This is a genomic window from Phormidesmis sp. 146-33 (assembly GCF_052939515.1).
The window spans coordinates 24,409-48,184 of record NZ_JBJPHU010000044.1; the positions used below are offsets into that span (position 1 = coordinate 24,409).

At 50.3% G+C, this 23,776-nt stretch carries 21 protein-coding genes; 9 read left to right on the top strand and 12 right to left on the bottom strand.

Annotated features, from left to right (window positions below; all coding sequences use genetic code 11):
* Positions 1-3: 3 nt before the first annotated feature.
* The 3 genes from ACJ2PR_RS18115 to ACJ2PR_RS18125 all read right to left on the bottom strand — a co-directional run bounded on the left by ACJ2PR_RS18115 (position 4) and on the right by ACJ2PR_RS18125 (position 2,144).
* Positions 4-696: a response regulator transcription factor gene (locus ACJ2PR_RS18115; protein WP_446856834.1), complete on the bottom strand. Its 693-nt coding sequence runs from the start codon at positions 694-696 to the stop codon at positions 4-6.
* Between the two features lie 200 nt (positions 697-896).
* Positions 897-1,154 carry a hypothetical protein gene (locus ACJ2PR_RS18120; protein ID WP_446856833.1) on the bottom strand — a complete coding sequence of 86 codons (258 nt, stop codon included), beginning with the start codon at positions 1,152-1,154 and terminating at the stop codon, positions 897-899.
* A 9-nt stretch (positions 1,155-1,163) separates the two neighbouring features.
* Positions 1,164-2,144 carry a glycosyltransferase gene (locus ACJ2PR_RS18125; protein WP_446878027.1) on the bottom strand — a complete coding sequence of 327 codons (981 nt, stop codon included), beginning with the start codon at positions 2,142-2,144 and terminating at the stop codon, positions 1,164-1,166.
* A 113-nt stretch (positions 2,145-2,257) separates the two neighbouring features.
* On the opposite strand from ACJ2PR_RS18125, the gene ACJ2PR_RS18130 reads away from it, so the two are divergent.
* Together ACJ2PR_RS18130 and ACJ2PR_RS18135 are read left to right on the top strand one after the other, a co-directional pair.
* Positions 2,258-2,752, top strand: coding sequence for a TIGR00725 family protein (locus ACJ2PR_RS18130; RefSeq protein ID WP_446878028.1), 495 nt, complete (start codon positions 2,258-2,260; stop codon positions 2,750-2,752).
* A 109-nt stretch (positions 2,753-2,861) separates the two neighbouring features.
* Positions 2,862-3,149 (top strand): DUF7219 family protein, encoded by a 288-nt coding sequence (locus tag ACJ2PR_RS18135; protein WP_446866463.1) that lies wholly within the window; start codon positions 2,862-2,864, stop codon positions 3,147-3,149.
* Between the two features lie 12 nt (positions 3,150-3,161).
* Here ACJ2PR_RS18135 and wecB read toward each other — a convergent pair whose 3' ends face one another.
* The 4 genes from wecB to ACJ2PR_RS18155 form a co-directional block, all read right to left on the bottom strand.
* Positions 3,162-4,274, bottom strand: coding sequence for a non-hydrolyzing UDP-N-acetylglucosamine 2-epimerase (wecB, locus tag ACJ2PR_RS18140; RefSeq protein WP_446856829.1), 1,113 nt, complete (start codon positions 4,272-4,274; stop codon positions 3,162-3,164).
* A 325-nt stretch (positions 4,275-4,599) separates the two neighbouring features.
* On the bottom strand, positions 4,600-4,974 hold the full coding sequence (locus ACJ2PR_RS18145) for a hypothetical protein (RefSeq protein ID WP_446856828.1): 375 nt from the start codon (positions 4,972-4,974) through the stop codon (positions 4,600-4,602).
* Positions 4,975-5,707: 733 nt separating this feature from the next.
* Entirely contained in the window at positions 5,708-6,463 is a 756-nt protein-coding gene (locus ACJ2PR_RS18150) for a TIGR03943 family putative permease subunit (protein ID WP_446878029.1), read from the bottom strand.
* 101 nt (positions 6,464-6,564) lie between these two features.
* The gene (locus ACJ2PR_RS18155; protein WP_446878030.1) at positions 6,565-7,587 is read right to left on the bottom strand and encodes a permease; all 1,023 of its coding nucleotides are present in this window, start codon (positions 7,585-7,587) and stop codon (positions 6,565-6,567) included.
* Between the two features lie 343 nt (positions 7,588-7,930).
* Here ACJ2PR_RS18155 and cruF point away from each other — a divergent pair, with 343 nt between their 5' ends.
* The 5 genes from cruF (at position 7,931) to ACJ2PR_RS18180 (ending at position 12,339) form a co-directional block, all read left to right on the top strand.
* A complete protein-coding gene (gene cruF, locus ACJ2PR_RS18160) occupies positions 7,931-8,863 on the top strand; it encodes a gamma-carotene 1'-hydroxylase CruF (protein WP_446878031.1) in 933 nt (310 codons plus the stop codon).
* An 81-nt stretch (positions 8,864-8,944) separates the two neighbouring features.
* Positions 8,945-10,192 (top strand): 2'-O-glycosyltransferase CruG, encoded by a 1,248-nt coding sequence (gene cruG / locus ACJ2PR_RS18165; protein WP_446878032.1) that lies wholly within the window; start codon positions 8,945-8,947, stop codon positions 10,190-10,192.
* A gap of 185 nt (positions 10,193-10,377) precedes the next feature.
* Complete coding sequence (locus tag ACJ2PR_RS18170; RefSeq protein ID WP_446878033.1) at positions 10,378-10,737, top strand: photosystem I reaction center subunit IV; 360 nt, start codon at positions 10,378-10,380, stop codon at positions 10,735-10,737.
* 119 nt (positions 10,738-10,856) lie between these two features.
* Positions 10,857-11,705, top strand: a complete 849-nt coding sequence (locus ACJ2PR_RS18175) for a DNA-formamidopyrimidine glycosylase (RefSeq protein ID WP_446878034.1) — start codon at positions 10,857-10,859, stop codon at positions 11,703-11,705.
* 25 nt (positions 11,706-11,730) lie between these two features.
* Positions 11,731-12,339 carry a Uma2 family endonuclease gene (locus ACJ2PR_RS18180; RefSeq protein ID WP_446878035.1) on the top strand — a complete coding sequence of 203 codons (609 nt, stop codon included), beginning with the start codon at positions 11,731-11,733 and terminating at the stop codon, positions 12,337-12,339.
* Positions 12,340-12,362: 23 nt separating this feature from the next.
* Here ACJ2PR_RS18180 and ACJ2PR_RS18185 read toward each other — a convergent pair whose 3' ends face one another.
* The 5 genes from ACJ2PR_RS18185 to ACJ2PR_RS18205 all read right to left on the bottom strand — a co-directional run bounded on the left by ACJ2PR_RS18185 (position 12,363) and on the right by ACJ2PR_RS18205 (position 19,274).
* On the bottom strand, positions 12,363-13,400 hold the full coding sequence (locus ACJ2PR_RS18185; RefSeq protein ID WP_446878036.1) for an isochorismatase: 1,038 nt from the start codon (positions 13,398-13,400) through the stop codon (positions 12,363-12,365).
* Positions 13,401-13,417: 17 nt separating this feature from the next.
* A complete protein-coding gene (locus ACJ2PR_RS18190; RefSeq protein WP_446866473.1) occupies positions 13,418-13,834 on the bottom strand; it encodes a phosphomannose isomerase type II C-terminal cupin domain in 417 nt (138 codons plus the stop codon).
* 289 nt (positions 13,835-14,123) lie between these two features.
* Positions 14,124-15,614, bottom strand: a complete 1,491-nt coding sequence (locus ACJ2PR_RS18195) for an MBOAT family O-acyltransferase (protein ID WP_446878037.1) — start codon at positions 15,612-15,614, stop codon at positions 14,124-14,126.
* 803 nt (positions 15,615-16,417) lie between these two features.
* On the bottom strand, positions 16,418-18,592 hold the full coding sequence (locus ACJ2PR_RS18200) for an FG-GAP-like repeat-containing protein (protein ID WP_446878038.1): 2,175 nt from the start codon (positions 18,590-18,592) through the stop codon (positions 16,418-16,420).
* Positions 18,593-18,938: 346 nt separating this feature from the next.
* Entirely contained in the window at positions 18,939-19,274 is a 336-nt protein-coding gene (locus ACJ2PR_RS18205; RefSeq protein WP_446878039.1) for a DUF4870 domain-containing protein, read from the bottom strand.
* A 284-nt stretch (positions 19,275-19,558) separates the two neighbouring features.
* On the opposite strand from ACJ2PR_RS18205, the gene prfC reads away from it, so the two are divergent.
* Together prfC and ACJ2PR_RS18215 are read left to right on the top strand one after the other, a co-directional pair.
* Positions 19,559-21,187 (top strand): peptide chain release factor 3, encoded by a 1,629-nt coding sequence (prfC, locus tag ACJ2PR_RS18210; RefSeq protein WP_446878040.1) that lies wholly within the window; start codon positions 19,559-19,561, stop codon positions 21,185-21,187.
* A gap of 215 nt (positions 21,188-21,402) precedes the next feature.
* On the top strand, positions 21,403-23,709 hold the full coding sequence (locus tag ACJ2PR_RS18215; protein ID WP_446878041.1) for a M48 family metalloprotease: 2,307 nt from the start codon (positions 21,403-21,405) through the stop codon (positions 23,707-23,709).
* The last annotated feature ends 67 nt before the right edge of the window (positions 23,710-23,776 follow it).

Sequence of the window (23,776 nt, forward strand, 5' to 3'; positions counted from 1 at the left end):
CTTTTACTTGGTCAATCCATGTTCTAGGGCAAAGCGTACCAACTCAGTCCGGCTATTAGTGCCCGTTTTGCTAAAAAGCCGACTGACGTATTTTTCAACGTTGCGGACACTGGTTTCAAGCCGCCGCGCAATTTCTTTATTCATCAAACCATCAACCACCAGATCAAGGACGCTTTGCTCGCGTGGCGTAAAGTCCAACTTGACCGGAGAAGGAGTCTGCACGATCGCCCCTCGCTGAGTCAAAATTGCCCGAATCTCTGCGATCTGTCTGGCCATATCCGCTACGTCTGGCATTTCACCTTCGGCACTGTTGGCTTTGAGGGTGGCCCGCTGTTGCAGCAGTCGATTGACGATCGCCACCAATTCATCGGGGTCAAAGGGTTTGGGAAGGTAAGCGTCACAGCCAGCTTCGTAGCCTTGAATGCGATCGCCCGTCATGCCGCGTGCGGTTAGAAAGACCACTGGCAAAGATTTAAACCTGGGGTCATCTCGAAGCTGTTTGAGAAATTGGTAGCCGTCTACCTGGGGCATCATCACATCGGTAATTACCAGATCGGGGAGCTTTTGCTGAACGAGATCCCACCCTTCGCGGGCATTGCTGGCAGTATGAACTGTAAAGTCGCTGTCTTCGAGATAAGCTTGCACTGCCTCTCGAAGTCCAGGTTCGTCATCGACTAAGACTAGTTGCCCTGGCATGAATTGCGCTCCCCTTAAACTGTTCTCTCATTTTAGTGATTGTTGGGGACGGGGGAATGGCAAAGACTGGGGGAGAGGAAAGACTTTAGACTTTAGACTTCAAGCTTTTTGTGTTTAATGTCCAGTGTCTCATCCCTCCTCGCGAAGCGGATTACCCCCAAAGGGGGAACAGATCATCGAAGTTCTCCCTCATCCCTTTCTTACCAGCGTCGGCGATCGCGCTCCAGATCCCAGGTGACTTTTTCCCAGTACCATTGGTTCGATTGTCCGGGGTTTCTCTGTTGGGCTTTGTCAAATAGGCGATGGGCGGCGGCAGTGTCTCCGTTGAGCAGAGAGATTAACTTTCTGGGAGGGGATGAGCGTCGAGACGATCGCGCGTTTCCTGGACGAAATGACTTTGAGTAGAGCAGCCACGCCGCTAAAACCAGCAGCGCAAGAATCAACAACTTAACCAGCATGATAAACGGTTAGGAATGAGGTAGAGGGTCGCGTGAAGTGTGATCTTCGACCAGGCGATCGATTTGATGGGCTTGGGGGGGAAGCTTTGCCTGTTGCTGTCCGGTGGCGCGGGCTTGGGCACAAATCAGTCCGATCGGCGTTTCCAATAGATCGACAAGGGTGGCTTTGCCGACGATCGTTTTGACGGTGGCGATCGGGAGTTCTTTGAGCAGCCAGCGAGTTAGACGGTAGCGGTATTCTTGCAGATTGGGTTCGCGCATCAGGTCTACGCCGTGAAGCTCATGCAGGTAGCGATTTGATTTGCCGTATCTGCGCCATTGGCTTTGCAGGTCTGACAGCGTGGCTCGGTGACGATGACGAACGATCGCAGTTTCGGCAAAGCGTAATTCAAAAGCGGTTTCTTTGAGAATGCGCCAACAGATATCGGCATCGCCGCCTGTGGTCAGATAGGGACGAAACAATCCGACTGTTTCAAAAGCTTGTCGCCGGACTGCAAGATTGGCCGTCTGCCCATAGGGGCAAAACGCATTCGCTAACGTGTGCTTTTGAGAGAGCGTTTCCTGGAGATCGGCGTGTCTTTCTAGCAAACTGTGACCCGGAAGCGCTTTGATTTCTCCAGCGACCAAGCCCACCGCAGGATCGACAAAAGGCTTTACCAGATTGAGTAGCCAGTCGGGTTCTGGGCGACAGTCCGCGTCTGTGAAGGCCAAAATTTTGCTCTTGGCAGCCCGGATTCCTGTGTTTCTGGCGGCGTATGAGCTTTGAATTTGCGTCTCGGTCAGAGCATGAATTGTAGAGACTTGCTGACTTGCGGCTTGCAGTCGCTCAGAGGTGCGATCATCGCTCCCATTGTCAACTAGCAGATATTCCACTCGATCGCAGGAATAGGTTTGGGCAAGCAAGCATTCCAGCAGATCGGGCAAATCTGCTTCACCGTCATAAATCGGCACAACTACCGAAACCTGGGGCAAAAAAGAGGAATCTGGCATAGGGCGATCAAGTCTTGGTCGAGTCTTAAAGGTCGAGTCTTTTTGTAGTGTGACCCGTCTCACCGTCCTACTAACTTATTACACTCAGAGAGACCAAGAATCCTTATGGTCTGATGAGCAAAATAATTATCGGTGTAATGGGAGCCGGAGAACACGCGACTCAGGCAGATTGTGATCGCGCTTACCAATTGGGTCAACGCATTGCTCAAGCAGGCTGGATCGTGCTCACAGGGGGACGAACAGTCGGTGTGATGGATGCAGCCAGCCGAGGCGCAAAAAGTGTTGGAGGACTGACGATCGGCATTCTCCCCTATGTTCAGACTTGTCCATCTCCGGCGGTGGATATCGCGATCGTCACTGATTTGGGAAATGCCCGCAATAACATCAACGTGTTGTCAAGCCGAGTGGTGATCGCCTGTGGAATGGGAGTCGGAACCGTTTCAGAAATTGCGCTGGCGCTCAAGGCCAACAAGCAAATCATTCTTCTGAACGATGATGCGATGAGCCAAAGGTTCTTTACTGACTTAGCGAAAGATCAGGTTTTTGTTGCAAAAGATGTTGACGAAGCGATCGCCCAAATAGGCGCAGTGCTAAAAAATGCTTTGTGACTGGCTATGTCCCGATTTCCTTTAAACGGGATTAAACTTACCATTAAGTTAGCGGAAGCGACTCGATGTTGAGAGAGTTGTCCCTAAACCTTACACCCAAAGAAAACTCGTGGTTGACAATAAAGAAGTTGACAATAAAGAAATCGAGAAACAAGACCTTTTAACCCCGATCGGGCGCTATCGAGGCGAATTTACACCCGAACATTTGGCCTTCAACGCCAACCTTCAAGAATTTGCCAGTCGCGTATCGCTGCTCTGTGGGCTAGAAACGGGAGGCAAAATCCCGCCAGAGGACGCTTACAGAGAAATCAAAAACCTGTGGAATCAGCTTAAAGACTCAAAAAAAGCCCTTCTGGATCAACAGCAAGAACGTCCAGAACTGCCCCCAGAGGAGTGAGCTTTTGCGAAGCTAGTGCAGATACTTTTCAACGATCTGTAGGATGCGATCGGCTGCATACCCATCTCCAAACGGACTGGTTGCATTCGCCATGACCTGATAGGCTTGCGGATCGCTCAACAACTTGCTGGCAGCTTCAAAAATCTTGTCAGGATTTGTCCCAATCAGTTTTGCAGTTCCGGCTATGACGGCTTCTGGGCGTTCGGTCGTTTCTCGCAACACCAGCACAGGCTTACCCAAACTTGGCGCTTCTTCCTGGATGCCACCCGAATCGGTGAGCAACAGATAACAGCGCTGCATCGCTCCGACGAGTTGAGTGTAGTCGAGTGGCTCGGTCAAAAACACTCTGGGATGGCTGCCCAAAATCGCCGTCAAAGGGTCTCGTACGGTTGGGTTACGGTGCAACGGCAGCAAGAGAGCCGTGTCATCAAACTGATTCAAGATTTTTAGAAAGCCTTGGGCAATGTCTTGGAGCGGCTGTCCCCAATTTTCGCGGCGATGAACGGTGGCCAAAATTGTGCGATGGTTACCCCACTCTAAGCCAGGAATTTCACAGGTCGGCTGACGATCGGCAACCGCCAAAAGTGCGTCGATCACCGTATTACCCGTTTGATGAATTTCACCCAGAACGCTCGATCGCTGCAAATGTTCGACTGATAAAGCGGTGGGCGCAAAGTGAAGCTGGGTAATCTGAGAAACCAGCCGCCGATTGGCTTCTTCGGGGTACGGATTAAATAATTCTTCGGTACGCAATCCCGCCTCGACATGCCCCACCGGAATTTTTTGATAAAACGCGGCTAAAGCTGCCGCAAACGCGGTCGTCGTGTCGCCCTGGACTAAGACCATTTTGGGCTGAATTTTTTGGAACAGATCTTCCAGTCCGCGCAGCGCCCAGCAGGTGATATCGGTCAGCGTTTGTTTGGGCTGCATAATTGCCAGGTCGTGGTCAGGAGTTAGATCAAACAACTGCATCACCTGATCGACCATTTCTCGATGTTGACCCGTCAAAACCACCTGGGTATCAAACACCGTCGATCGCTTGAAGGCCTGAATCACAGGAGCCATTTTGATCGCTTCAGGACGAGTGCCCACGATGATGCAAACGGGAATGGGAAACTTGAGCATAAGAATTTTGAATCATGGAACAGGGCGGCAGGCGATCGAGAAATTCAACCTTCCCCAGCTTTCTGAAGCTTACCCCAAAGATCCGACAGGTTTTGTGAGTGCAAAAAAGTCTTGCTAATCCTGGATTGCTCAAAAAGTGCGAGCGCGATCGACACCACGATCGGTTTCATCCTCAAACTCAATTAGCCAATAAAAAACCCAGCCGAAGCTGGGCAGTCAGGACCTGTTAACCGATGACTAATCAGAATTAGAGAAGCAAAACACTCCACACATTCAAAGTACGTTCTCTAAACCTTTTCACATCACAACTCAACCGTTTTCAACGCTAAAACTTGAGGTCGCAGGTGAGCGGGCAAGCCGCATAAACGGATGTATGAAGGGGGTCTTCTTGACCATGAAGCCAACGCAACCATTCGACTTCTTGAGGATGAATCCCTCGACTTGTCAGGTATGCGGCTCCCAACATAATCCCAACTGCGTGAATGACAATCATCCCAACGGTAATCAATAAAACTGCACTAAAAGGCATCAAGGCATGTAAAGTCACCGCCAACAAAGCGCCCACTGAAACCACTAAAACCAATGCTGGAAAACCAATCACGATCATGCAAACAGTGAGCGTAAAAGTCCAGATCAAAAAGCTTTTGATCATCGTTAAGAAATAGAAACTTTTAAAACTTTGACCTTGTGCCAATGCCATGATTCTCTCTCCCAGAGCTAAGGGTTTATTGATAGTTTTGAAAAGGCTTTGTAGCGATCCCCGAAGATCACCGATGTGAAATTTAGTATAAGGAAACCTTCTAGATGAGTGAAGCTTACTTTATGAAAATTCACACGCACGATCGCGACACTCATGATTGATTTATTTAACGTAGCCAGAGTATGAAGGGCATCTTTTGCGTGGTTTAAGCCGTCGATCGATTGTGGGGCAACCCTTTGAGCTTTTATTAAAAAAATGACCAGAATACTCTATTGATTAAGAAAAATTTCGGCGGCTTCACTATTTAAGAGCAAATTAATAACTCTTAATAAATTGACCAAGCTCTCTCAGAATTACCAACAGGCTACAACCCTTGAGGCTGCAAAACAAATGCAAAAATTATGCTTTACCCAAGCGCTCCTTTCTCTATCTTTGTATAGATGTATGCGTTAAAAATCACTCACTCTGCATTGATCAAGACACATTGATTCATGAAGTGTTTGTCATCTTTAAAAAGAGGCGATCGAAGAGAAGTCCACAGGTATATAACTGCGCTTGGAGCGATTCTTTCATCCCTCATCCCTTTCTGGCGTTGCTGATTGGAGAGATGAATCTGTGGGAAGTGTCCATCTTCTCGCCCTAAATCCCCCAAAATTGGAGGACTTTAAACCTTGCTTGGGTTTCCCGCCGCTTTGGGGTAAATTCATCCCCTGATTCAGCAACGCCCCCTTTCTTAGTAGTTATAGGGATTCTTCGGCTCAGGAATTGGTTTTAAGTTGGCTGCCTGAATCGTTAGCTGCCGTCTGCCCTCAAAGGTTTCAGTCACCATTTGCCCTTCGATTTCTAGCCAGCTATCAGGCTTGTAGGCAGTACGATCGCCCTTCGTCAACTTCACGGGCAAACTCACGGGATATACATCCGCCGCGCAGCAGGTAATCACAAATCGCGTAACTAAAAAATATTGCTCCGGCACATTGGGCGGATAGACGACAAATCCCTGAACTTTTACTTTTTGCCCTGTGTAAGCATCGGGTTCGGGATACACCTGGAGCGTCCGAATCCAATCAATCAACGTCTTATCTTCGGTACGAGAGGAGGCTGTAAAAGTCTGAGGTTTGACCCGCGTCAGCGTAATGGCATCCGTCACGCCTCGATCGAGGGCCGTCTGACTGGCAAAAGCTCGCGGGGTAATGAGTAAACCTGCGATCGCCATTCCCAACAGCAGTAGACTACTCCACCCCGGCGGAAACAGGCTCAAATGTTGCACAGGCGGCCCTTGACGCTCACGCCGACTGGTCAACAGCACCACCGCTTTAAGACCACTAATCACCAGGAGACAAAACCCAGCCCCCACCGTCAGCCACATATAGCTCGGATGGATTAGCAAATAAAGCCGCTCTGAAAGCCAGTATTTAAGCAACAGACCACCCCAGGCGGCGATCGCCAACACATCCAACCAGGGCAAAAAGCGGGAGAAGTTGCGGGACATAGGGGAGGAGGGAGGAGGGAGGAGGGAGGAGGGAGGAGCTAAGGGGCTGGAATTCTGGATTTAGTATTCTGGACTCATTCTGGACTCCAACTTCTGGCTGCTTAACTCACGTATAGGTTGAGAAAGAGGGTGAGCGCCAGGGTGAGTTGGGCGGCCAGGGCAAAGAGGTAGAAGATGGCTCTCGGTTTGAAGATAGACAACATTAAACCAATGCCTTTGAGGTCGATCATTGGGCCAAACACCAAAAAGGCGACGAGCGAACCGCTGGTAAACGTGGAGGCAAACGAAAGGGCAAAGAAGGCATCGACCGTGGAGCAAATGGAGACGACCGCCGCCAAAAGCATCATGGCCAAAATGGAGGTAATGGGGCCTTGACCCAGACTCAGAATGACCTCACGCGGGGCAAAAACCTGGAGCAGGGCAGCGATCGCACTTCCTAAGACCAGCACACCCGCCAGCTCGCGCATTTCTTGAATCGTGTTTTCGAGCAGCAGTCTGAGTCGATATTGAGTCGGTTTCATGCCGACCATGGCCGCTTGTAGCTCGGCTGGATCGGTGATTAGAGGTTTGGCAGATTGCCCCAAAAAATAAGTTCCTGACTGAAGCAAAGAAGGCTGATTGGTACTCAAAATCGAAAGTTCCGGTACGTCTCGCTTGCGTCGAACGGCGATCGCCGTGGCCACACCGGGCTGCAATAAGGGACTCAGATCTTTCTGAAAGCTAAAAATATAGGCAATCACCGTTGCAATCAGCAGAGAAAATCCGATGCGGAAAAATACAATTTCTGGCTGATCGCGAAAGGCTGTCCAGGTCGCCCAAAAAACGATCGGGTTAATGGTCGGAGCCGCGAGGAGGAAGCCGATCGCCACCGAAACTGGAGCACCCTGCATCAACAATCGCCGCGCCACAGGCACATTGCCACACTCGCACACGGGAAACAAAAACCCGATACAGCTTCCGACAAACGCGCCCAGCAGAGCATTCTTCGGTAAAATTGCCAGCAATCGTCGCTCATCCACAAAAAATTGCAGCAAGCCAGAAAACAATACCCCCAGCAACAAAAAGGGGATTGCCTCGACCAACAAGCTCAGAAAAAGGGTGAATGCACTATTGAGTTGAGTCATTCAGCGAATCGCTTCAGGGTGAGGGCTGCTATTCTAACCAAGAACAGCGAGGAACTGTTGGGGATTTTAGCAGGGATGAGGGATGAGGGATGAGGGAGGAAGGGTAATTCTCCAATTAATCTTGAAATTTCAGAACGTCACTATCAAAAGGCTACAGACGAGCGAAACCGGGTGAATGACTCGACGACTTGCCACTGCTTCCTTTTCATCCCTCACCCCTCATCCCTCATCCCTTCTTCTTCGGCTCAATTCTGAGAAAACACGGATCGAATGAGAGAAATCGGTTAAAGATTTGTAAACTGTATAGCAAGCGTTTACCGTGCCCCATTTTCTGAGGAGTCCTATGAAGCAACTGATGACGATTGAGCGCTTCTGCCTGGTTGGTCACACTTTGGCATTGGCGTTTGGGTTGGCAGGCCTATTGCTGGTGTTGCCCAATGCTGATTTTATTCAAGCCTTGCCGCCTTTTGGTCAAACGGCCTTTGGCTGGAGTATGGCAAACGGAGGGGTGGCTTACATTCTGCTGGGTGCTGTGACGATCGCCCTCTACGCCTACCGAGTTTTGGGTCTGCGACACTGGCTAACTTTTATGCTGCCGTCGATCTTTTTGTCTCTGGGTAGCGAACTATTGGGAACCAGTACGGGCTTTCCGTTTGGTGAGTATGGCTATCTGAGCGGATTGGGCTACAAGATTGCGGGTCTGGTGCCGTTTACGATTCCGCTGTCCTGGTTTTATGTGGGGCTGGCTTGTTATGTGTTGGCAAGAGCAGGGTTAGAAAGCCTGAAACTTCCGATTTGGGCGCGACTGGTGGGAGCGATCGCCCTTGGTTCTGTCTTACTAACGGCCTGGGATTTTGTGCTTGACCCCGCGATGAGCCAAACTCCCTATCCTTTCTGGGAATTTAAACAGTTAGGTGCATTTTTTGGAATGCCTTACCGCAACTTGTCGGGCTGGTTTGGGACGGGCGTAGTCTTTATGTCGGTTGCGTCTCTGTTTTGGGGCAAAGCGCCGCTGAACTTGAGCCGAAGTCAACTCACCGTCCCGCTGGCGGTTTATCTGATCAACTTTGCGTTTGGGGCGATCATTACCGTCGCTGAGTTAGATTCTCGATTTTGGATTCCGACGGCTTTGAGTGTGTTGTTGGGTGTGGTGCCTGCGATCGTTCTCTGGTGGATTGCCAAACCGATTTCGACCGCCACTCAGCTAGAAAATGCCCTACAATCCTCTTTGCAAAAACAAGATACGCCTGTGGTTTCGGTGATTTCTCAGAAGTAATTCTCAGAAATAATGCTCAGAAATAATTCTCAGAAATGAGTGCCACAAATTGCTTCATCACTTACATGCGAGGGTCGGGGGTTGACGATAGTAACGGAATTTGGGGTGTTTTGTCTGGGAGTGGTCAGTTTCAATGAGACGTATGCAACTCAGGACGCTGGATTTTTGGCGCTGCTGGTGATTCAGCTTCCCGCAGTGGCCATTTTGCTTTCCCGATTGCTCAGGGGGCCCACTCGTCACCCGCCTCTAGAACCACGATCGCCTGCCCCAGATTCAGTCGGTCTGGTCAGTGTCGTCGTGCCCACGCTCAACGAAGCCAACCGCATTGCGCCCTGTCTAGATGGGTTAAGTCGGCAAAGCTACGAAGTGCGAGAAATTATCGTCGTCGATAGTCATTCCACCGATGGCACGCCCGATTTAGTGAAAGCGGCCCAAAAAGCTGACCCACGGTTTCGCTTAATCAACGATGATCCGCTGCCGTCTGATTGGGTGGGTCGCCCGTGGGCGCTGCATTCTGGATTTTTGGCAAGTCGCGATCGCAGCGAATGGATTTTGGGCATCGACGCAGACACACAGCCTCACCCTGGGTTGGTCGCCAGCCTGATCGAGACGGCCTACTCCGAAAATTACGATCTGATTTCTTTGTCACCTCAGTTTGTCTTAAAGTATCCCGGTGAACTTTGGCTACAACCCGCCCTATTGATGACCTTGGTGTATCGGTTTGGGCCAGCCGGAGAAAAAGGCAACGCTCCAGAGCGCATTATGGCGAATGGGCAATGTTTCTTTTGTCGGCGATCGCTGCTCGTTCAGTTAGATGGCTACACCAGTGCTCGAAATTCTTTTTGTGATGATGTCACCCTGGCCCGATTTGCCGCCGCCAGCGGAGCCAGAGTCGGATTTTTGGATGGCGCAAGAGTGCTGAGAGTGCGAATGTACGAAGGCGCGTTAGAAACCTGGAATGAATGGGGACGATCGCTCGATCTCAAGGATGCGGCTTCGCCGGGTCAAGTGTGGGGCGATCTGTGGCTGTTGACGGCCGTTCAAGGCTTGCCCCTACCGATGTTGATATTGTCCGCCCTATTAGTGGGTAGCGGCAACACCACAATTCCTGCGCTGACAGCCCTCGGACTAAACGGCTTTTTAGTCGCCACTCGGATTGCGTTGAATTGGGCGATCGCTCCCTCCTACGATCGTACTCAAGCCCAATCTGCCTGGTTGTTTTGGCTGTCACCGCTGGCTGATCCGATCGCCGTGTTGCGAATCTTCCTCTCCTCAACTCGCACCCCTACCCAATGGCGAGGCAGAAGCTACCCAAAAGATCAAAACTGAGTGCAAGAACACGGGCGAATTTCAAACCCTCTCCTCACGCCTCACCCCTTACTCCTCACTTCTTCCCAATTGTTTCGGTTTGTTTCAACCCAAGCCCTTGAGAGTCGAAGCTTTTCCACTCCATAGTAAAGTGATGACAATTGGCTGTATGAGTTGAAGTTTGATCATAAAAGGAAAAAATACTCATGGTTCAGCGTGGTTCTAAAGTTCGTATCCTTCGCAAAGAATCCTACTGGTTTCAAGATGTCGGCACCGTTGCGTCGATCGACCAAAGTGGCATCAAATACGATGTTATCGTTCGGTTTGACAAGGTGAGCTACTCCGGGGTTAACACCAACAACTTCGCCAAGAGCGAGCTTGTAGAGGTTGCACCACCCAGTAAGAAGCCCTCTGCAACAATTCCCGGTGGCAAGCAAACCCCGATCGATGCGGCAACTCGTCAAACTGGAAGCGGGGTCGCAGCCAAACAAAGCTCAACCTCAGAAACCCCCAGCGGTAGCCCCAAAGTACAGGGCGATGCTAACCAGGGAACGGAAGCTCGGTAACTCACTCCGACAATTCAATCTCAAGGCCTTAGACGGAATGAGTCAAAATGAAGAGAGGATGAACCCAGCCGTTCATTTTCAATCCTTCGTTTTTCATTCTCTGTCTAGGGTCTATTTTTGTGCCAGAACTTCCTGAAGTTGAAACGGTTCGCATTGGCTTAAATCAGGTAACGCTGAACCAGCAGATTCAAGGGGGCGAGGTGTTGCTTGATCGCACGGTCGCTCATCCCCATTCCAGCGTCGAGTTTTTGACAGGACTGCAAGGGATGGCGATCGCTCAGTGGCACCGTTACGGAAAATACCTGCTGGCAGAACTCACGCCTGAAAATGCTTCAGATTCCTCTTGGTTGGGCGTTCATTTGCGAATGACGGGGCAGCTTCTCTGGGTCAGTCAAGACGAACCGTTGCATAAACACACGAGAGTCCGGCTGTTTTTTCCCAACGAGCGAGAACTGCGATTTGTGGATCAGCGAACCTTTGGGCAAATGTGGTGGGTGCCGATCGCGCATGACCCTAAAACGATCATCACGGGACTGCAACGCCTGGGAGCCGAACCCTTTTCAGCAGAGTTCTCAGACGACTACTTTGCAGGAAAATTGAAGAATCGACAGCGATCGATCAAGACTGCTCTTCTCGATCAAGCGTTGGTTGCAGGAGTTGGCAACATCTACGCAGATGAGGCCCTCTTTTTGAGCGGCATTCACCCCAAAACGCTGTGCGCTGATTTGCAGGAAAGTCAGATTAAACGGTTGCGATCGAAGGTCATTCAAGTTTTGCAAGACAGCATCGCTGCCAGAGGCACCACGTTTAGCGATTTTCGGGATGTGTCGGGTGTGAATGGCAACTATGGCGGCATGGCGTGGGTTTACGGTCGCGATGGAGAAGCTTGTAAGACTTGCGAGACGACGATAGAACGGATGAAACTGGCGGGACGATCGTCCCATTTTTGCCCCCAGTGTCAGCTTTAAGTGTCAGATTTAGAGGAAAATTCTTATGATCCAACTCGCGAATCCTCTGACTTTTGAAGAGTTTTTAGCGCAGTATCCAGACGATGGCGGCATTTATGAGTTGATCAATGGAGAAATGGTTGAGGTGAATCCAACTGGCAGCCATGAAGAAGTCATTGCATTTGGGGTAGCTGAGTTAAATTTTGAGATTCGTCGTCAGCAGTTGCCTTATTTTTTGCCGAGAACTTGTACCGTCAAACCCAACACGTCTCGCAATGCTTACAAACCGGATTTAGTGGTACTCGATCGACAATCTCTATCCACCGAGCCGTTATGGGAGAAAGCTTCAACCATTATCCGGGGAGAATCTGCGCCTCTGGTGATCGAAGTGGTCAGCACCAATTGGCAAGATGACTATCTGATCAAGTTAGCCGAGTACGAGAAGTTTGGAATCGCTGAGTATTGGATTGTAGACTTCAAAGCGTTAGGAGCCGTCCGTTATATTGGTTCTCCCAAAACTCCGACGATTTCTATCTATCAGTTAATGGATGGTGAGTATCAGGTTCAGCAATTTCGAGGGGACGATCGAATCCTTTCGACAACCTTCCCAAATCTTCAGCTAACGGCTGACCAAATTTTTAAAGCTGGAGTGTGAAAGCACGTTTTCTACTTTATTTTCTACTTTAAAAGCCACTCGCTCATGGGTTCGGTGGATTTAACTAAGTGCATTCCTGCCTCGGCAAATTGATCAAAGGCTTGGTCTGCCTGATCGCTAAAGTCAATCACTCCCGGCACCACCACCGGAGACGTGCAATCTTCTAGCAGGTAAACTTTTTTAGCCAAACTTGGATCGATGGCTTGAATCTCGGTCAATAGATCAGCGATCGTCCAGGCGACACAATGACTTTTGGCTTGACCCGCAATGATGACGGCATCGAAGTTGAGCAGTTTTTGGATCAGACGACTGTTTTTTTGGGCGATCGCCACGCCATCTACGCCATTCATGACTTCGGGACGCAAGACAGAATAGTTTTCGGTCAGTGAGTTGTCGCCCTTGATTTCAAAATTTGTCTGACTACCTCGCGCAATGCAGTGAAAAAACATCGCCTCTTCGACGGCGGACACCAGCGCGTGACCAATTCCGCCCAGCATCGAGTGATACGCCCAAACTGTTAGGGGATATTTGCCATTGTCGGTTAGCTGCTGCGTGTAATGGAGCGCGTGACTTTGCAGCGATTCGTAATTTCCCAAGCTATAAGCGACGGCTGGATTGACCTTCCACACGCCCGTTTTTACATCGTCTAGCGTGATCATCGTCGCTGTCGGGATGGGATGTTCGCCCGCTGGATTGATCCAAAAAATCGGATGGAAGATTTGCATCGCTCTGTGAGTGTCCATCGTCGGCGCGATTTCGGTAATCTGACCCAGGTTGCGGTAGATGAATTCACAAAGTCTGTGATTGTCATCGATCGCTCCTCTCCCCGATCGCCCGCCTACAAATAGCTCAAACTCTGGGATACAGAAGGTGTTTTGCACATCGATCGCCAGTAGACACACCCGAAATAGATCGTCAGCCGCCGGACGAATGCCGTTTTGTTTTGCCCAAACTTCTGCGTCGATCGCTCGCTGTTGATAAGGCACCCGCCAGACATCGCCGACTTTGGCGCGATCGAAATGGCCCGGAATCGGCAACTGTTGAATCACTTGAGGACTCATGGTTTCAACTCTTAGTTCTAATTTTTAGACTGGGCTTTGATACCATTCTCATCTTCAGGGTCGCCCTCAAAGCGAGTAATGTCATCTTCTCCAAGATACTCGCCGTTTTGAATCTCGATCAGCACCAAGGGAATCACACCCGGATTCTCCACTCGATGCGCCGTGCAAGCCGGGACGTAAGTCGATTGTTTTTGGATCAAAATTTTCTCATCTCCATCACAAATCACTTTTGCCGTTCCCGAAACGACGACCCAATGTTCGCTGCGGTGGTAGTGCATTTGCGTGGTGATGTGATGTCCGGGCTTGAGTTCGATGCGATTGATGCGATAGCGCTTGGCTTCTTCTAACAGGGTGACGGTGCCCCAAAATCGAGTGCGCGTATTTTCAGAATGACTGGGCGGCTGCACCGCGATCGATATCGTTTCCTGACTCATTAGACGTTGCTCTCAGAAACTCTACTTCCATGATGCAGGATGAGATGTGGGTTGTCTCAAAATTTAAGAATGATGCCCTGGTTGACTGATAACTCTTTCGTGGTTGGTAGAGCTTTGCATCGTGTGAATCCACTTCAAACCGGAAATTTTCCGGTTTGAAATAGAACCATTGCGGTTTGAAATATAGCAATTCTAAAGGAGTCATGAACAGATTTTTGTCGCTCCGTTCCAGTCCGCCTCGCCCCCTAAATCCCCCAGTCTGGGGGACTTTGAAACTTCAAACAGGACGCTAAAAATCGAAGTAAATGTATCTTGACCCTCCTTCGGGAGCCAGCAGCCACACCGCAAACAAACAGAGCGGAATCAGAAACAGCTTGATATGCCAGGTGAGTTGTAGTTTGAGATTGCGTTGCAGCAGATAGGCAACTCCCATACAAAAGACGATCGCACACAGCGCCCCAAAAATCTGAGGGGGATACAGCCCGATCGCTTCTCCATAAACTTTCTGAGCAAACTGAATATCTGCCGTCTGTCCCCACAGCTTTTGAACGACAAAAAGAGAATCCTTAAGATTGGGCAAGCGAAAGAAGATCCAGGCGGCAAACACCATCAGTTGAGTCAACAACCAGGCGACGAGAACCCCAGGAATGCTTTGCCAAAATTTCTGAACCGAGGGCGATCGCTGCGCCCAAAGATCCGTCAATCGATGAACGGCCAGCGCCAAACCGTGAAGTCCTCCCCACAGCACAAACCCCCAAGCAGCCCCATGCCAAATACCCGCAATCAACATGACAATCACCAAATTGCCACAAGTGCGAATCAACCCCTGACGCGACCCACCCAACGGAAAGTAAAGGTAATTTCGCAACCAGTCGCCCAGCGTGATGTGCCAGCGTCGCCAAAAATCAGCAATACTCGTACTGAAATAGGGAAAGTCAAAATTCTGCGGCAAATTGATGCCCAACAGCAACGCACTGCCCCGCGCCACATCTACATAGCCGCTAAAGTCGAGATAAAGCTGCAACCCATAAGCAAAAATAGTCAGCCACAAATCTCCGCTTCCAGCCCGCTGCACATTGTCAAAACTCAGCCGGACAAAAATATCCAAGCGATCGGCTACCAGTCCCTTTTTGATCGCACCACAGGCAATCAGCCACAGCCCTTCCGCAATCTGGTCAACTCGCGGAAATTTCAACGATCGCACCTGCTCGGCAAACGGATGATAGCGAACGATCGGGCCCGAAATCAGCTTGGCAAAAAACAGCTTGTACGCCGAAAAATCCAAAAATTCCTGGGTGGCGGGTGCGCCTCGATAGACATCCACCAGATAAGCAATACACTCAAAGCAAAAGAAACTCAGCCCCAACGGTGCGATCAGATGTTGGTCTGTCCAGTTGGCACCTTGTTGAGCGAGCGACCAGCCCAAAAGACCGCCGATCGACGACAAAATAAACGGCACATACTTAAAGCTGACCAACAGCAGCACATTCATCACCACCCCAAACCAGAGCAGCTTGAGGCGACGACGATTCCAATCTTGTTGAGCAAACTGCCAATCTTCGATACGCCAATCTGGAGGGGCCCCGATCGCCCGCCCCAAAATAAAATTGCTATAGGTCGCCGCCAATAAAAGAGGAATATATTGAGCTTGCAGCGAGGCGTAGAAAATCAGACTGGTGAGAAAAAGCAGCCACGATCGCAACCACTGCTGCTGCACAGACCAATAAATGCCAATGACGCAGAGCAAAAATAAGCCATAGAGCGGAGAAAGAAAGGTCATGGTCTCCAGGGAACAAAAGGTGTCCTAGCGGCATAGTTTACTGGCAAATCTACAACCTGAACCGTTTTTGATCAGGAGACGAGACAATGCTCAACCCGTTCAATCCCAAAACCGCCTGAAACGAGGGTCGATGTCCTGAAAGATGCGATCGACCCAAGCAACCGCATTCACAGATTCAAAAGGCTCTCTATATTTCTCAACGCTAAGAAACGCTAAACCGGAATTGATCCAAAATCCCATTTCTTCCACAGCCCTGAATTAACCCCAGCTCGATGAATCTCCCCGCAACTAGAATTCTTGTCTCAAAGTCCTCCGAAATTGAAAGGTTGGAGGCAAAGCACTATACCCAAGCGAAAAAATTCATCGAACCTATGCTCAAAAGATCTGATAAAGTGCTTGCGATCGCGTTTGCAACCGCCATTTTGATCCAATAAGGAGCTTCAGACTTGAGGCGAAACTCCTATACCTTGTCAGATCAATGGACACTCTATCAACCGTCCTAGAGAATGGCTCAAAGCGAGAAAATTTGATGACAATACAACCAAGCGTTTAACTGTCCCTATGCCCATGGCCTCAATTCAGGTCGTGGGCAGTTTTATTTTAAAAAAGCGTTCAAGAAATCAACGCTAAACCCGCGTGAATTCGATGGCGTTTTTTCGCTTCGTGATTCAGCACTTTCGCCCCCCAACGCCCAATTCTAGGGAACTTTCGGATAGGATTTTTGTTCACAGTCTCCCAAACTTGGGGAATTTAGGGGGCTGCCCGGAGTAATAACCGCAGCCAAGGATTTGATCGAGTTCACGCTAAACCCGTGGAAAAGCATCCGAAAGCCCGCTGACTGCATGAATTCGTGACGCTGCTGCCAGACAGCTACCACAGCCACAACTGCTTCGATAGGCGGCCCGTGTCCCACTGCTAGCGATCGCCGTCTGAATAGGAGCGGCCGCCGCTGTCCCCGGAAGCGTATAAACCTGAGCCGCCCCCATATTGATGTTCCAGCCCAGGTCGCGTAAAGCTGCCAGTGTCAGCTTACTGGTCGGAGTCGTCACTCCAGGGGTTTCTGCAAAGGGGGTCATCAGTTCTGTATCAAAGCGGCTCTCGTCCCAATGGGCAAAAACCTGTGGCTCGATCGGAACGGCCACCTGTCCAGCCGTCCCCAACAACTCTCCATAAGCCCAACCTGCATATGAGTTGGCGCTATAGGTTGAAGTGGCTCGATTGACGAGATTTTTGCCGATCGAAAAGATCGTGCCATTTGAGTTCCTGAATCTCGCAGGTTCCCACAGCGTGCCCAAGCCCAAAATGTGAGCAAACTCGTGGATCATGATTTCTCGCAGGTAGCCAGGATTAGCATCAAACTCAGCCAACCGTCGCAGGTTGATCGTGCTGCTTCCACCACTGATGACGAGATTGGGGCCGTCTAGATCAAAGTCAGGCCCCGAAAGTGCCAGCGTGCCCGTGTCCGGCGTTCCGTTTGAGTTGGTGAGGCTCTCCCCGCGAATCAAGATCTTTAGCGGGCCAGAACGAGTAATCGCACTGCGAGAGGTAATGATGCCCTCCCAATAAGCAGCCGCCGAGGTGATTGCGTCTTTGGTAGCTTGGGTTATCCCACTCAGACTTTGCCCAAAACTGATTTCAAATTCAAACGCTTGGGAGTCTGATAGAGCGGCGGCGAAGCTTGTCCCCAGGGCGTAACTGGCAGTCTGTCCGCCGTAGCTCATCACCTGCACAAAATAGTCACCTGTGGATAGAAAGCGCCGGATCGATTCGCTGATGGTGCCCCGCTCCCATTGCCACGCGAGAATTTCATCGGAGTCGATCGCGCCATTCTGATTTTTATCTTGAATCAGCCGCACATCAGCATCCCCCGTTAGCCCAGTCAAATTGGCGCTAAAGACACCCGATTGCGACACGTTAAAGCGATAGAAATCACTGAGGTTGCTGCCGTCAACGCGATCGCTCGACGAAAAGCTGGCAGAAGGTTGTCTTTGGGCGATCGCCCTCATATCGATACTTTGAGCAGCGACTAGGTTGGCCGCAATTGCAACAGTCGGGGTCACCCTGGGAGCCACAGTGCCCTTGAGAAAGCCAACGAGTTGCAGCTTAGGATCGGCTTTGGGTAAGGTGACAGCATCCGCGATCGAAGTACCGTTCATCAACCAAATTGTGTTGTCACCTGTGACCGTATTGCGCCAGACAAGATCGCTCTGACCATCACGATTGAGATCACTTGCCCCAGCGACTTCCCAGTTGAGGTCAGGGGCAACGGGCGGCAGGAGGGGTCGATCTGTAGTCGTATTGCCATTCATCACCCACCAGCGATTTTCGCCCGTTGCCGAGTCTCGCCACAGCAGGTCAAGCTGCCCATCCTGGTTGTAATCACTCACCCCGACGATCGTCTTGGACAGAGCTTTTTCGATCGGCACAGATCCTACCCTGGCGATCGTTGTGCCGTTCATCACCCACCACAGATTGTCACCCGTTGCAGCATTGCGCCAGAGAATGTCGTCTTGCCCGTCGCGGTTGTAGTCTCCAGTACCGACCACGTTCCAGTTAAGGTCAGTCACCGTCATTAAATAGGCCACAGACTGAACGCGATCGCCCTTCATCACCCACCAGGCGTTTTGTCCAGTGGCTCGGTTGCGCCAGAGAATGTCGTCTTGCCCGTCGCGGTTGTAGTCTCCTGTGCCGACTGGGTTCCAGTTAAGGTCGGTAAGCGGCGTGAGGGGGATGAGGCGGCGATCGCCCACTTTCGTGGTTCCATCCATCACCCAGGTTGTCGTCGCTGCTGTGCTCGTGTTGTACCAAAAAAGCTCTGGAGTGGAGGCAGTTTGCACGGCGGCGATTGATGTTTTACCTGAAGCGGAGGAGCGATATCCTTGCCCGTTATTCGGCTTGAGGTCGAGGGGAGATCGAGTGTTATTAAGCTTGGGGCTGACGGTCAGCGAAGGATCAGTAGACCCATTAATTTCTCTCATGACGATCGCCTCCGACGCACGAAACTATCGCCTCTAAACCACTGAAGCGGCTCATTATTTTCTTGTATAAAAAGTACGACATCGCTCCGACTTACCACGAACACAGAGAGCTACGCAGCAGTGATGAGACCTGAATGAAATCCTCAGAGTTCAAGTCTTCACGGGAGTCTACTGTGTGTTTTGCTAAGTTCGGTAGATGCTTGAAGTTGGCTGTCCAACGGTAGAGGACTTTATAAGACTTACTGTTGCTCACCCATTCTACAAAGTAAATTGAGCAAAATTTGTCACACTTTAGTGAAGTTCTGATTAAGAAGCCGTAATTTCACGGACAAGATAGGAACGTGCTTTAAAGCAATCGCCAGATGAAGGGGTATCGATAAGGTCTGTTAGGTGTACTCGCGACATCGACGATCGCAATAATAGGCATGACAAAACTAGCAACTGCCAGCAAAACCAGCAAAGGAATCCCAATCAACACAAAAATCAGCAGCGAGAAAAGAATGCCGTAGATATACAAATTAATGTGAAAGTTGATCGCTTCTTTAGCGTTTTCTTTGACTACTGGGTCTTCTGAAACCAAGAGAATCGCTATGGGAATCCCGATCGCCACAATCAGCGAGCTCAAGAAAATTGAGCCGTGACAGACGGCTGATAACAGCTTTCGTTGAGCAACGTCTTCCATGATCTTAACCTTCCGCTTTCTATCGAAGGGACTTATCAAAAGAGTCAACACTGCGCGATCGACGGTTTCCCGATCAGAATTATCGCCCTTAACAAACCTTTCCTCGCTATCTTTAAAGAGGTATCGTAAGACCAATTCACTTCTTAAGACTCTAGACACTGGACTTTAATCGAATGTCTAATGTCTAAAGTCTAAAGTCTGAGACTTGTAGCGCCAGCCGCGAATTGGTATCACTTGTTGGTATCCCTTGATCGTTTCTTGAATCTATCTCTCCCCATCTAAGCATGTCCACTGAACTCCAGGCTGAATTGCAGCAAGCAGTCGATCGGCGGCGCAACTTTGCCATCATTTCTCACCCCGACGCAGGAAAAACCACGCTCACCGAAAAACTGCTGCTCTACGGAGGCGCAATTCATGAAGCAGGCGCGGTAAAAGCTCGTCGGGCCCAGCGTCACGCAACTTCTGACTGGATGGAAATGGAGCAGCAGCGCGGTATCTCAATTACGTCAACCGTGCTGCAATTTGAGTATTTAGACTGTCAAATTAATCTGCTCGACACCCCAGGTCACCAAGATTTTAGTGAAGACACCTATCGGACGCTGGCGGCCGCTGACAATGCTGTCATGCTAATTGACGCGGCCAAAGGATTGGAGCCTCAAACCCGTAAATTGTTTGAGGTGTGTAAGCTGCGATCGCTGCCCATTTTTACGTTTGTCAACAAGCTCGATCGTCCCAGTCGCACACCGCTGGAACTGATGGATGAAATCGAGCAAGAATTGGGCTTGCAGACTTATGCGGTCAACTATCCGATCGGCACAGGTGACCAGTTTAGAGGTGTCTACGATCGGCGTGAGAAAAAAGTTCACTTATTTGAGCGCAGCGTTCACGGCAGTCGAGAAGCGATCGACACCACCATCGATCTCAACGACCCGCGAATCGAACAACTGGTTGATAAAGAGGTCTATTACCAGTTCAAAGACGAATTAGAAATGGTCGAAGGGGTCGGCCCCGAACTCGATCTTGAAGCGGTGCATTGCGGTCAGATGACTCCGGTCTTTTTTGGCAGCGCCATGACCAACTTTGGAGTCGAACCCTTTCTCAATGCCTTTTTGGACTACGCCCTCAAACCCGGCGGACACACCAGCACTCAGGGCGAAATTGACCCGACCTATCCAGAGTTTTCGGGATTTGTGTTCAAGCTGCAAGCCAATATGGATCCAAGACACCGCGATCGTGTGGCGTTTGTGCGAGTTTGCTCTGGCAGATTTGAAAAAGATATGACCGTCAGCCATGCGCGCACCGGAAAAACAGTTCGGTTGTCGCGTCCTCAAAAGCTGTTTGCTCAAGATCGAGAAGTCATTGAGGAAGCTTATCCGGGCGATGTGATCGGGTTAAATAATCCAGGCGTGTTTGCGATCGGTGACACCATTTACAACGGTCAAAAGCTCGAATACGAAGGCATTCCCTGTTTCTCTCCTGAGATTTTTGCCTACTTGAGAAACCCCAACCCGTCTAAGTTCAAGCAATTTCGCAAAGGCGTTTCTGAATTGAGAGAAGAAGGCGCAGTCCAGATCATGTATTCTGCTGACGATGCCAAGCGCGATCCGATCCTGGCGGCGGTGGGTCAACTGCAATTTGAGGTCGTGCAATTTCGCTTGCAAAACGAGTATGGAGTCGAAACCCAGGTCGAATTTTTGCCCTACACCGTAGCCCGCTGGGTGGATGGCGGCTGGGAGTCCTTGCAAAAAGTGGGACGAATCTTTAACACGCTGACTGTCAAAGACAGTTGGGAACGCCCCGTACTGCTGTTTCGCAACGAATGGAACTGTCAACAACTCCAGGCAGACCATCCAGAATTAAAGTTGAGCGCGATCGCCCCTGTGGTGTCGGGTAAGGAGCCAATGGCGCTTTAGGAGGGATGAGGGATGAGGGATGAAAAAAGATCTGAACTTGAGCGAAAATAGGTGACGAGTTTTGGGTGGATTGTAGGAAAGAGGCTTTAGGGTGAGTTGATCGATCGCTGTCCACTTTTCCCAACCGAAGACATACAATTCACTTCATCCCTCATCCTTCATCCCTCATCCCTTCTTCTTTCTTCCTGAAATCGCTGTGAATCTACCAAAACGCTATGACTTCCTCCAATTCGGCTGATGCCAACCAAGTTTTACAAGCAGGTTTGTCATCCGTGAAGCAGGGCAACTATCCAGAAGCAATCAAACTTTTGGAGCGGTTTTTGGCTGCTCAGGCGGGTGCGCTCGATCGTCCCGATGCAACTAAGGCTCAGATGGGATTGGTGATGGCCTATGCACGAAGCGGTCGAGCCAAAAAAGCAGCCATCCTTTGCCGAGAATTGAACCGTAGCGAAAATGTCAAGGTGCGAGCTTGGGCGACTCAAGCGCTGGGCGAAATTTGGGAAGCAGGCAAGCAAGGCAGCGCATTAGAGGAACCGGACTCAACTGGGTTTGTCCCATTTCAAGAAGCGGCTCAGATTAGAGCGGAGCGACCCCTTGCGGGTAACTCAGAGAGATCGGTCTTTGTCCCCATTGCCCCGGTCGCCTCTCAAGAATTCTCTGGCAGCGAAGACCCTACGCAACCGCTTGATCGCCCGATTGCCCCAATTCCTCAACCCCCAATTCCCCAACCCCCAACTTCTGAATCTCAATCCCCCGCTCGTCTCCAACGTTGGCAACCGCTCAAAAAATTACACCCGGCTCGACTGCAATGGGCACAACTGGGCACCGCGATCGCACTTTTTGGTCTGGTCAGCGGATTGTATGGAGCGATCGCCACGATTCCGGTTTATTGGACACGATTTATCACCAGCGTTCTCAAATGGAGCGCCCCCATTCAGTCGGTCGAAATTCCCTTTTTCACGATTCTTCTGGGACTAATTATTCTTTTTGTCCTGTCGCCCTGGCTGCTAGACGGATTGCTCAAAGGACTGTATGGCATGAAACCGCTGTCTACGGCGACGTTAGGACAGTACAGCCCAGAGTCCCATCGATTGATTCAGCGCGTCTGTCAACAGCAAAAACTGCCGCTGCCTCAGTTGAGTCTTTTGCCGACCGATATTCCGCTCTCTTTTAGCTACGGGTGTCACCCAAAAGTTGCGCGAGTGGTGGTTAGCCAAGGTTTGCTCGACCATCTGACCGATGATGAAATCGCGACTCTCTATGCCAGCGAACTGGCGCACATTTTTCACTGGGATTTTTGTCTGCTGTCCTGGGTCACGATCATCCTGCAATTTCCTTACACCTTATACTGGCAAACCGCAAGAGCCGGAAACTGGTTAAAAGCAAGAAGCAACCTGAGACGGCGAGAAAATCGGCTAATTGCCATTCTGTTAGAGATCGGTAGAAACCTTTGTGCGATCGTCGCTTCTCTCAGCTATGGACTCTATTGGCTGCTGCGCTGGTCGGGATTGTGGCTCTCAAGGCAACGTTTGGAATACAGCGATCGGACTGCCTGTAATCTGACGGGCAACCCCAACGCATTGACTCGCGCTTTATTAAAAGTGACTGTCGGCACTGCTCAAACAACCCAAACCCATCAGCAAACCGACTACTTGCTCCAAGCCTTCGACCTGCTGACCCCGATGGGCTGTGATGCGCCGATCCATTTAGGCAGCTTGTATCACCACACCTCAATAAAATCGTTACTAATGTGGGATCAAGTGAATCCCGATCGCCGCTGGTTAGCCTTGAATAATTCTCATCCCCTGATGGGCGATCGCCTCCAACGGATCACCAACTACGCTCACCACTGGCAACTGTCCCCCGAACTGGATCTCGAAGCTCAGAACCCAGTTGCCAGTCGGGGAATCCTGCTTCAAGGTGCGCCGTTTTTTGGCGTTTTGCTGGGTTACTTGGTGGCTCAAATTCTTTGGTTTGTCGCTCAAATTCTCTATCAATTTGGGATTGACCAACTCACCTGGCTGGCCAGCGACTACGATCTATTCATCAGCTTTATGCTGCTGGGGTTTGGGCTAGGCACCTTTCTCCGATTTAATGCTTTCTTTCCAGACATCCAGACAAAGAGCACTCAGCCATTAGACTCCTCTCTATCGGATCTTGTGACTAAGCCAAATGCAGTCCCGATCGATAGCCCACTTGTTCAACTCGAAGGCACCCTAATTGGACGCTCTGGACTGGGCAACTGGCTCGGACAGGACTTGATTCTACAAACCTCGACAGGCTGTATCAAACTCCACTACGTTTCTCAACTGGGCGCGATCGGCAACCTTTTTACTGCTCATCCCGTCGATTGGGTTAATCAATCCGTCTTGGTTACAGGGTGGTTTCGTCGGGGTGCCACTCCCTGGATCGATGTGAACTCAATTCGCACAGCTAATAGAACCCTCCGCAGTGGTCATCAAATTTGGTCTACCGTTCTCGCAGGCGTGGCGATCTTGGTCGCGATCGTACTCATTCTTTAAGGATGCTAGTAGCAGCCCTTTCAAGGTGCTTTTTCATCTTTTTTAGATTTCGCTTGACTGAGCAATC

Coding starts and splice junctions, on each gene's coding strand:
- ACJ2PR_RS18150 (WP_446878029.1), bottom strand. CDS start 6,463: ATGTCCCGCAACTTCTCCCGCTTTTTGCCCTGGTTGGATGTGTTGGCG.
- cruF (WP_446878031.1), top strand. CDS start 7,931: ATGAAGCAACTGATGACGATTGAGCGCTTCTGCCTGGTTGGTCACACT.
- ACJ2PR_RS18170 (WP_446878033.1), top strand. CDS start 10,378: ATGGTTCAGCGTGGTTCTAAAGTTCGTATCCTTCGCAAAGAATCCTAC.
- ACJ2PR_RS18155 (WP_446878030.1), bottom strand. CDS start 7,587: ATGACTCAACTCAATAGTGCATTCACCCTTTTTCTGAGCTTGTTGGTC.
- ACJ2PR_RS18145 (WP_446856828.1), bottom strand. CDS start 4,974: ATGGCATTGGCACAAGGTCAAAGTTTTAAAAGTTTCTATTTCTTAACG.
- ACJ2PR_RS18200 (WP_446878038.1), bottom strand. CDS start 18,592: ATGAGAGAAATTAATGGGTCTACTGATCCTTCGCTGACCGTCAGCCCC.
- ACJ2PR_RS18180 (WP_446878035.1), top strand. CDS start 11,731: ATGATCCAACTCGCGAATCCTCTGACTTTTGAAGAGTTTTTAGCGCAG.
- prfC (WP_446878040.1), top strand. CDS start 19,559: ATGTCCACTGAACTCCAGGCTGAATTGCAGCAAGCAGTCGATCGGCGG.
- ACJ2PR_RS18190 (WP_446866473.1), bottom strand. CDS start 13,834: ATGAGTCAGGAAACGATATCGATCGCGGTGCAGCCGCCCAGTCATTCT.
- wecB (WP_446856829.1), bottom strand. CDS start 4,274: ATGCTCAAGTTTCCCATTCCCGTTTGCATCATCGTGGGCACTCGTCCT.
- ACJ2PR_RS18215 (WP_446878041.1), top strand. CDS start 21,403: ATGACTTCCTCCAATTCGGCTGATGCCAACCAAGTTTTACAAGCAGGT.
- ACJ2PR_RS18185 (WP_446878036.1), bottom strand. CDS start 13,400: ATGAGTCCTCAAGTGATTCAACAGTTGCCGATTCCGGGCCATTTCGAT.
- ACJ2PR_RS18125 (WP_446878027.1), bottom strand. CDS start 2,144: ATGCCAGATTCCTCTTTTTTGCCCCAGGTTTCGGTAGTTGTGCCGATT.
- ACJ2PR_RS18130 (WP_446878028.1), top strand. CDS start 2,258: ATGAGCAAAATAATTATCGGTGTAATGGGAGCCGGAGAACACGCGACT.
- ACJ2PR_RS18195 (WP_446878037.1), bottom strand. CDS start 15,614: ATGACCTTTCTTTCTCCGCTCTATGGCTTATTTTTGCTCTGCGTCATT.
- ACJ2PR_RS18115 (WP_446856834.1), bottom strand. CDS start 696: ATGCCAGGGCAACTAGTCTTAGTCGATGACGAACCTGGACTTCGAGAG.
- ACJ2PR_RS18120 (WP_446856833.1), bottom strand. CDS start 1,154: ATGCTGGTTAAGTTGTTGATTCTTGCGCTGCTGGTTTTAGCGGCGTGG.
- ACJ2PR_RS18205 (WP_446878039.1), bottom strand. CDS start 19,274: ATGGAAGACGTTGCTCAACGAAAGCTGTTATCAGCCGTCTGTCACGGC.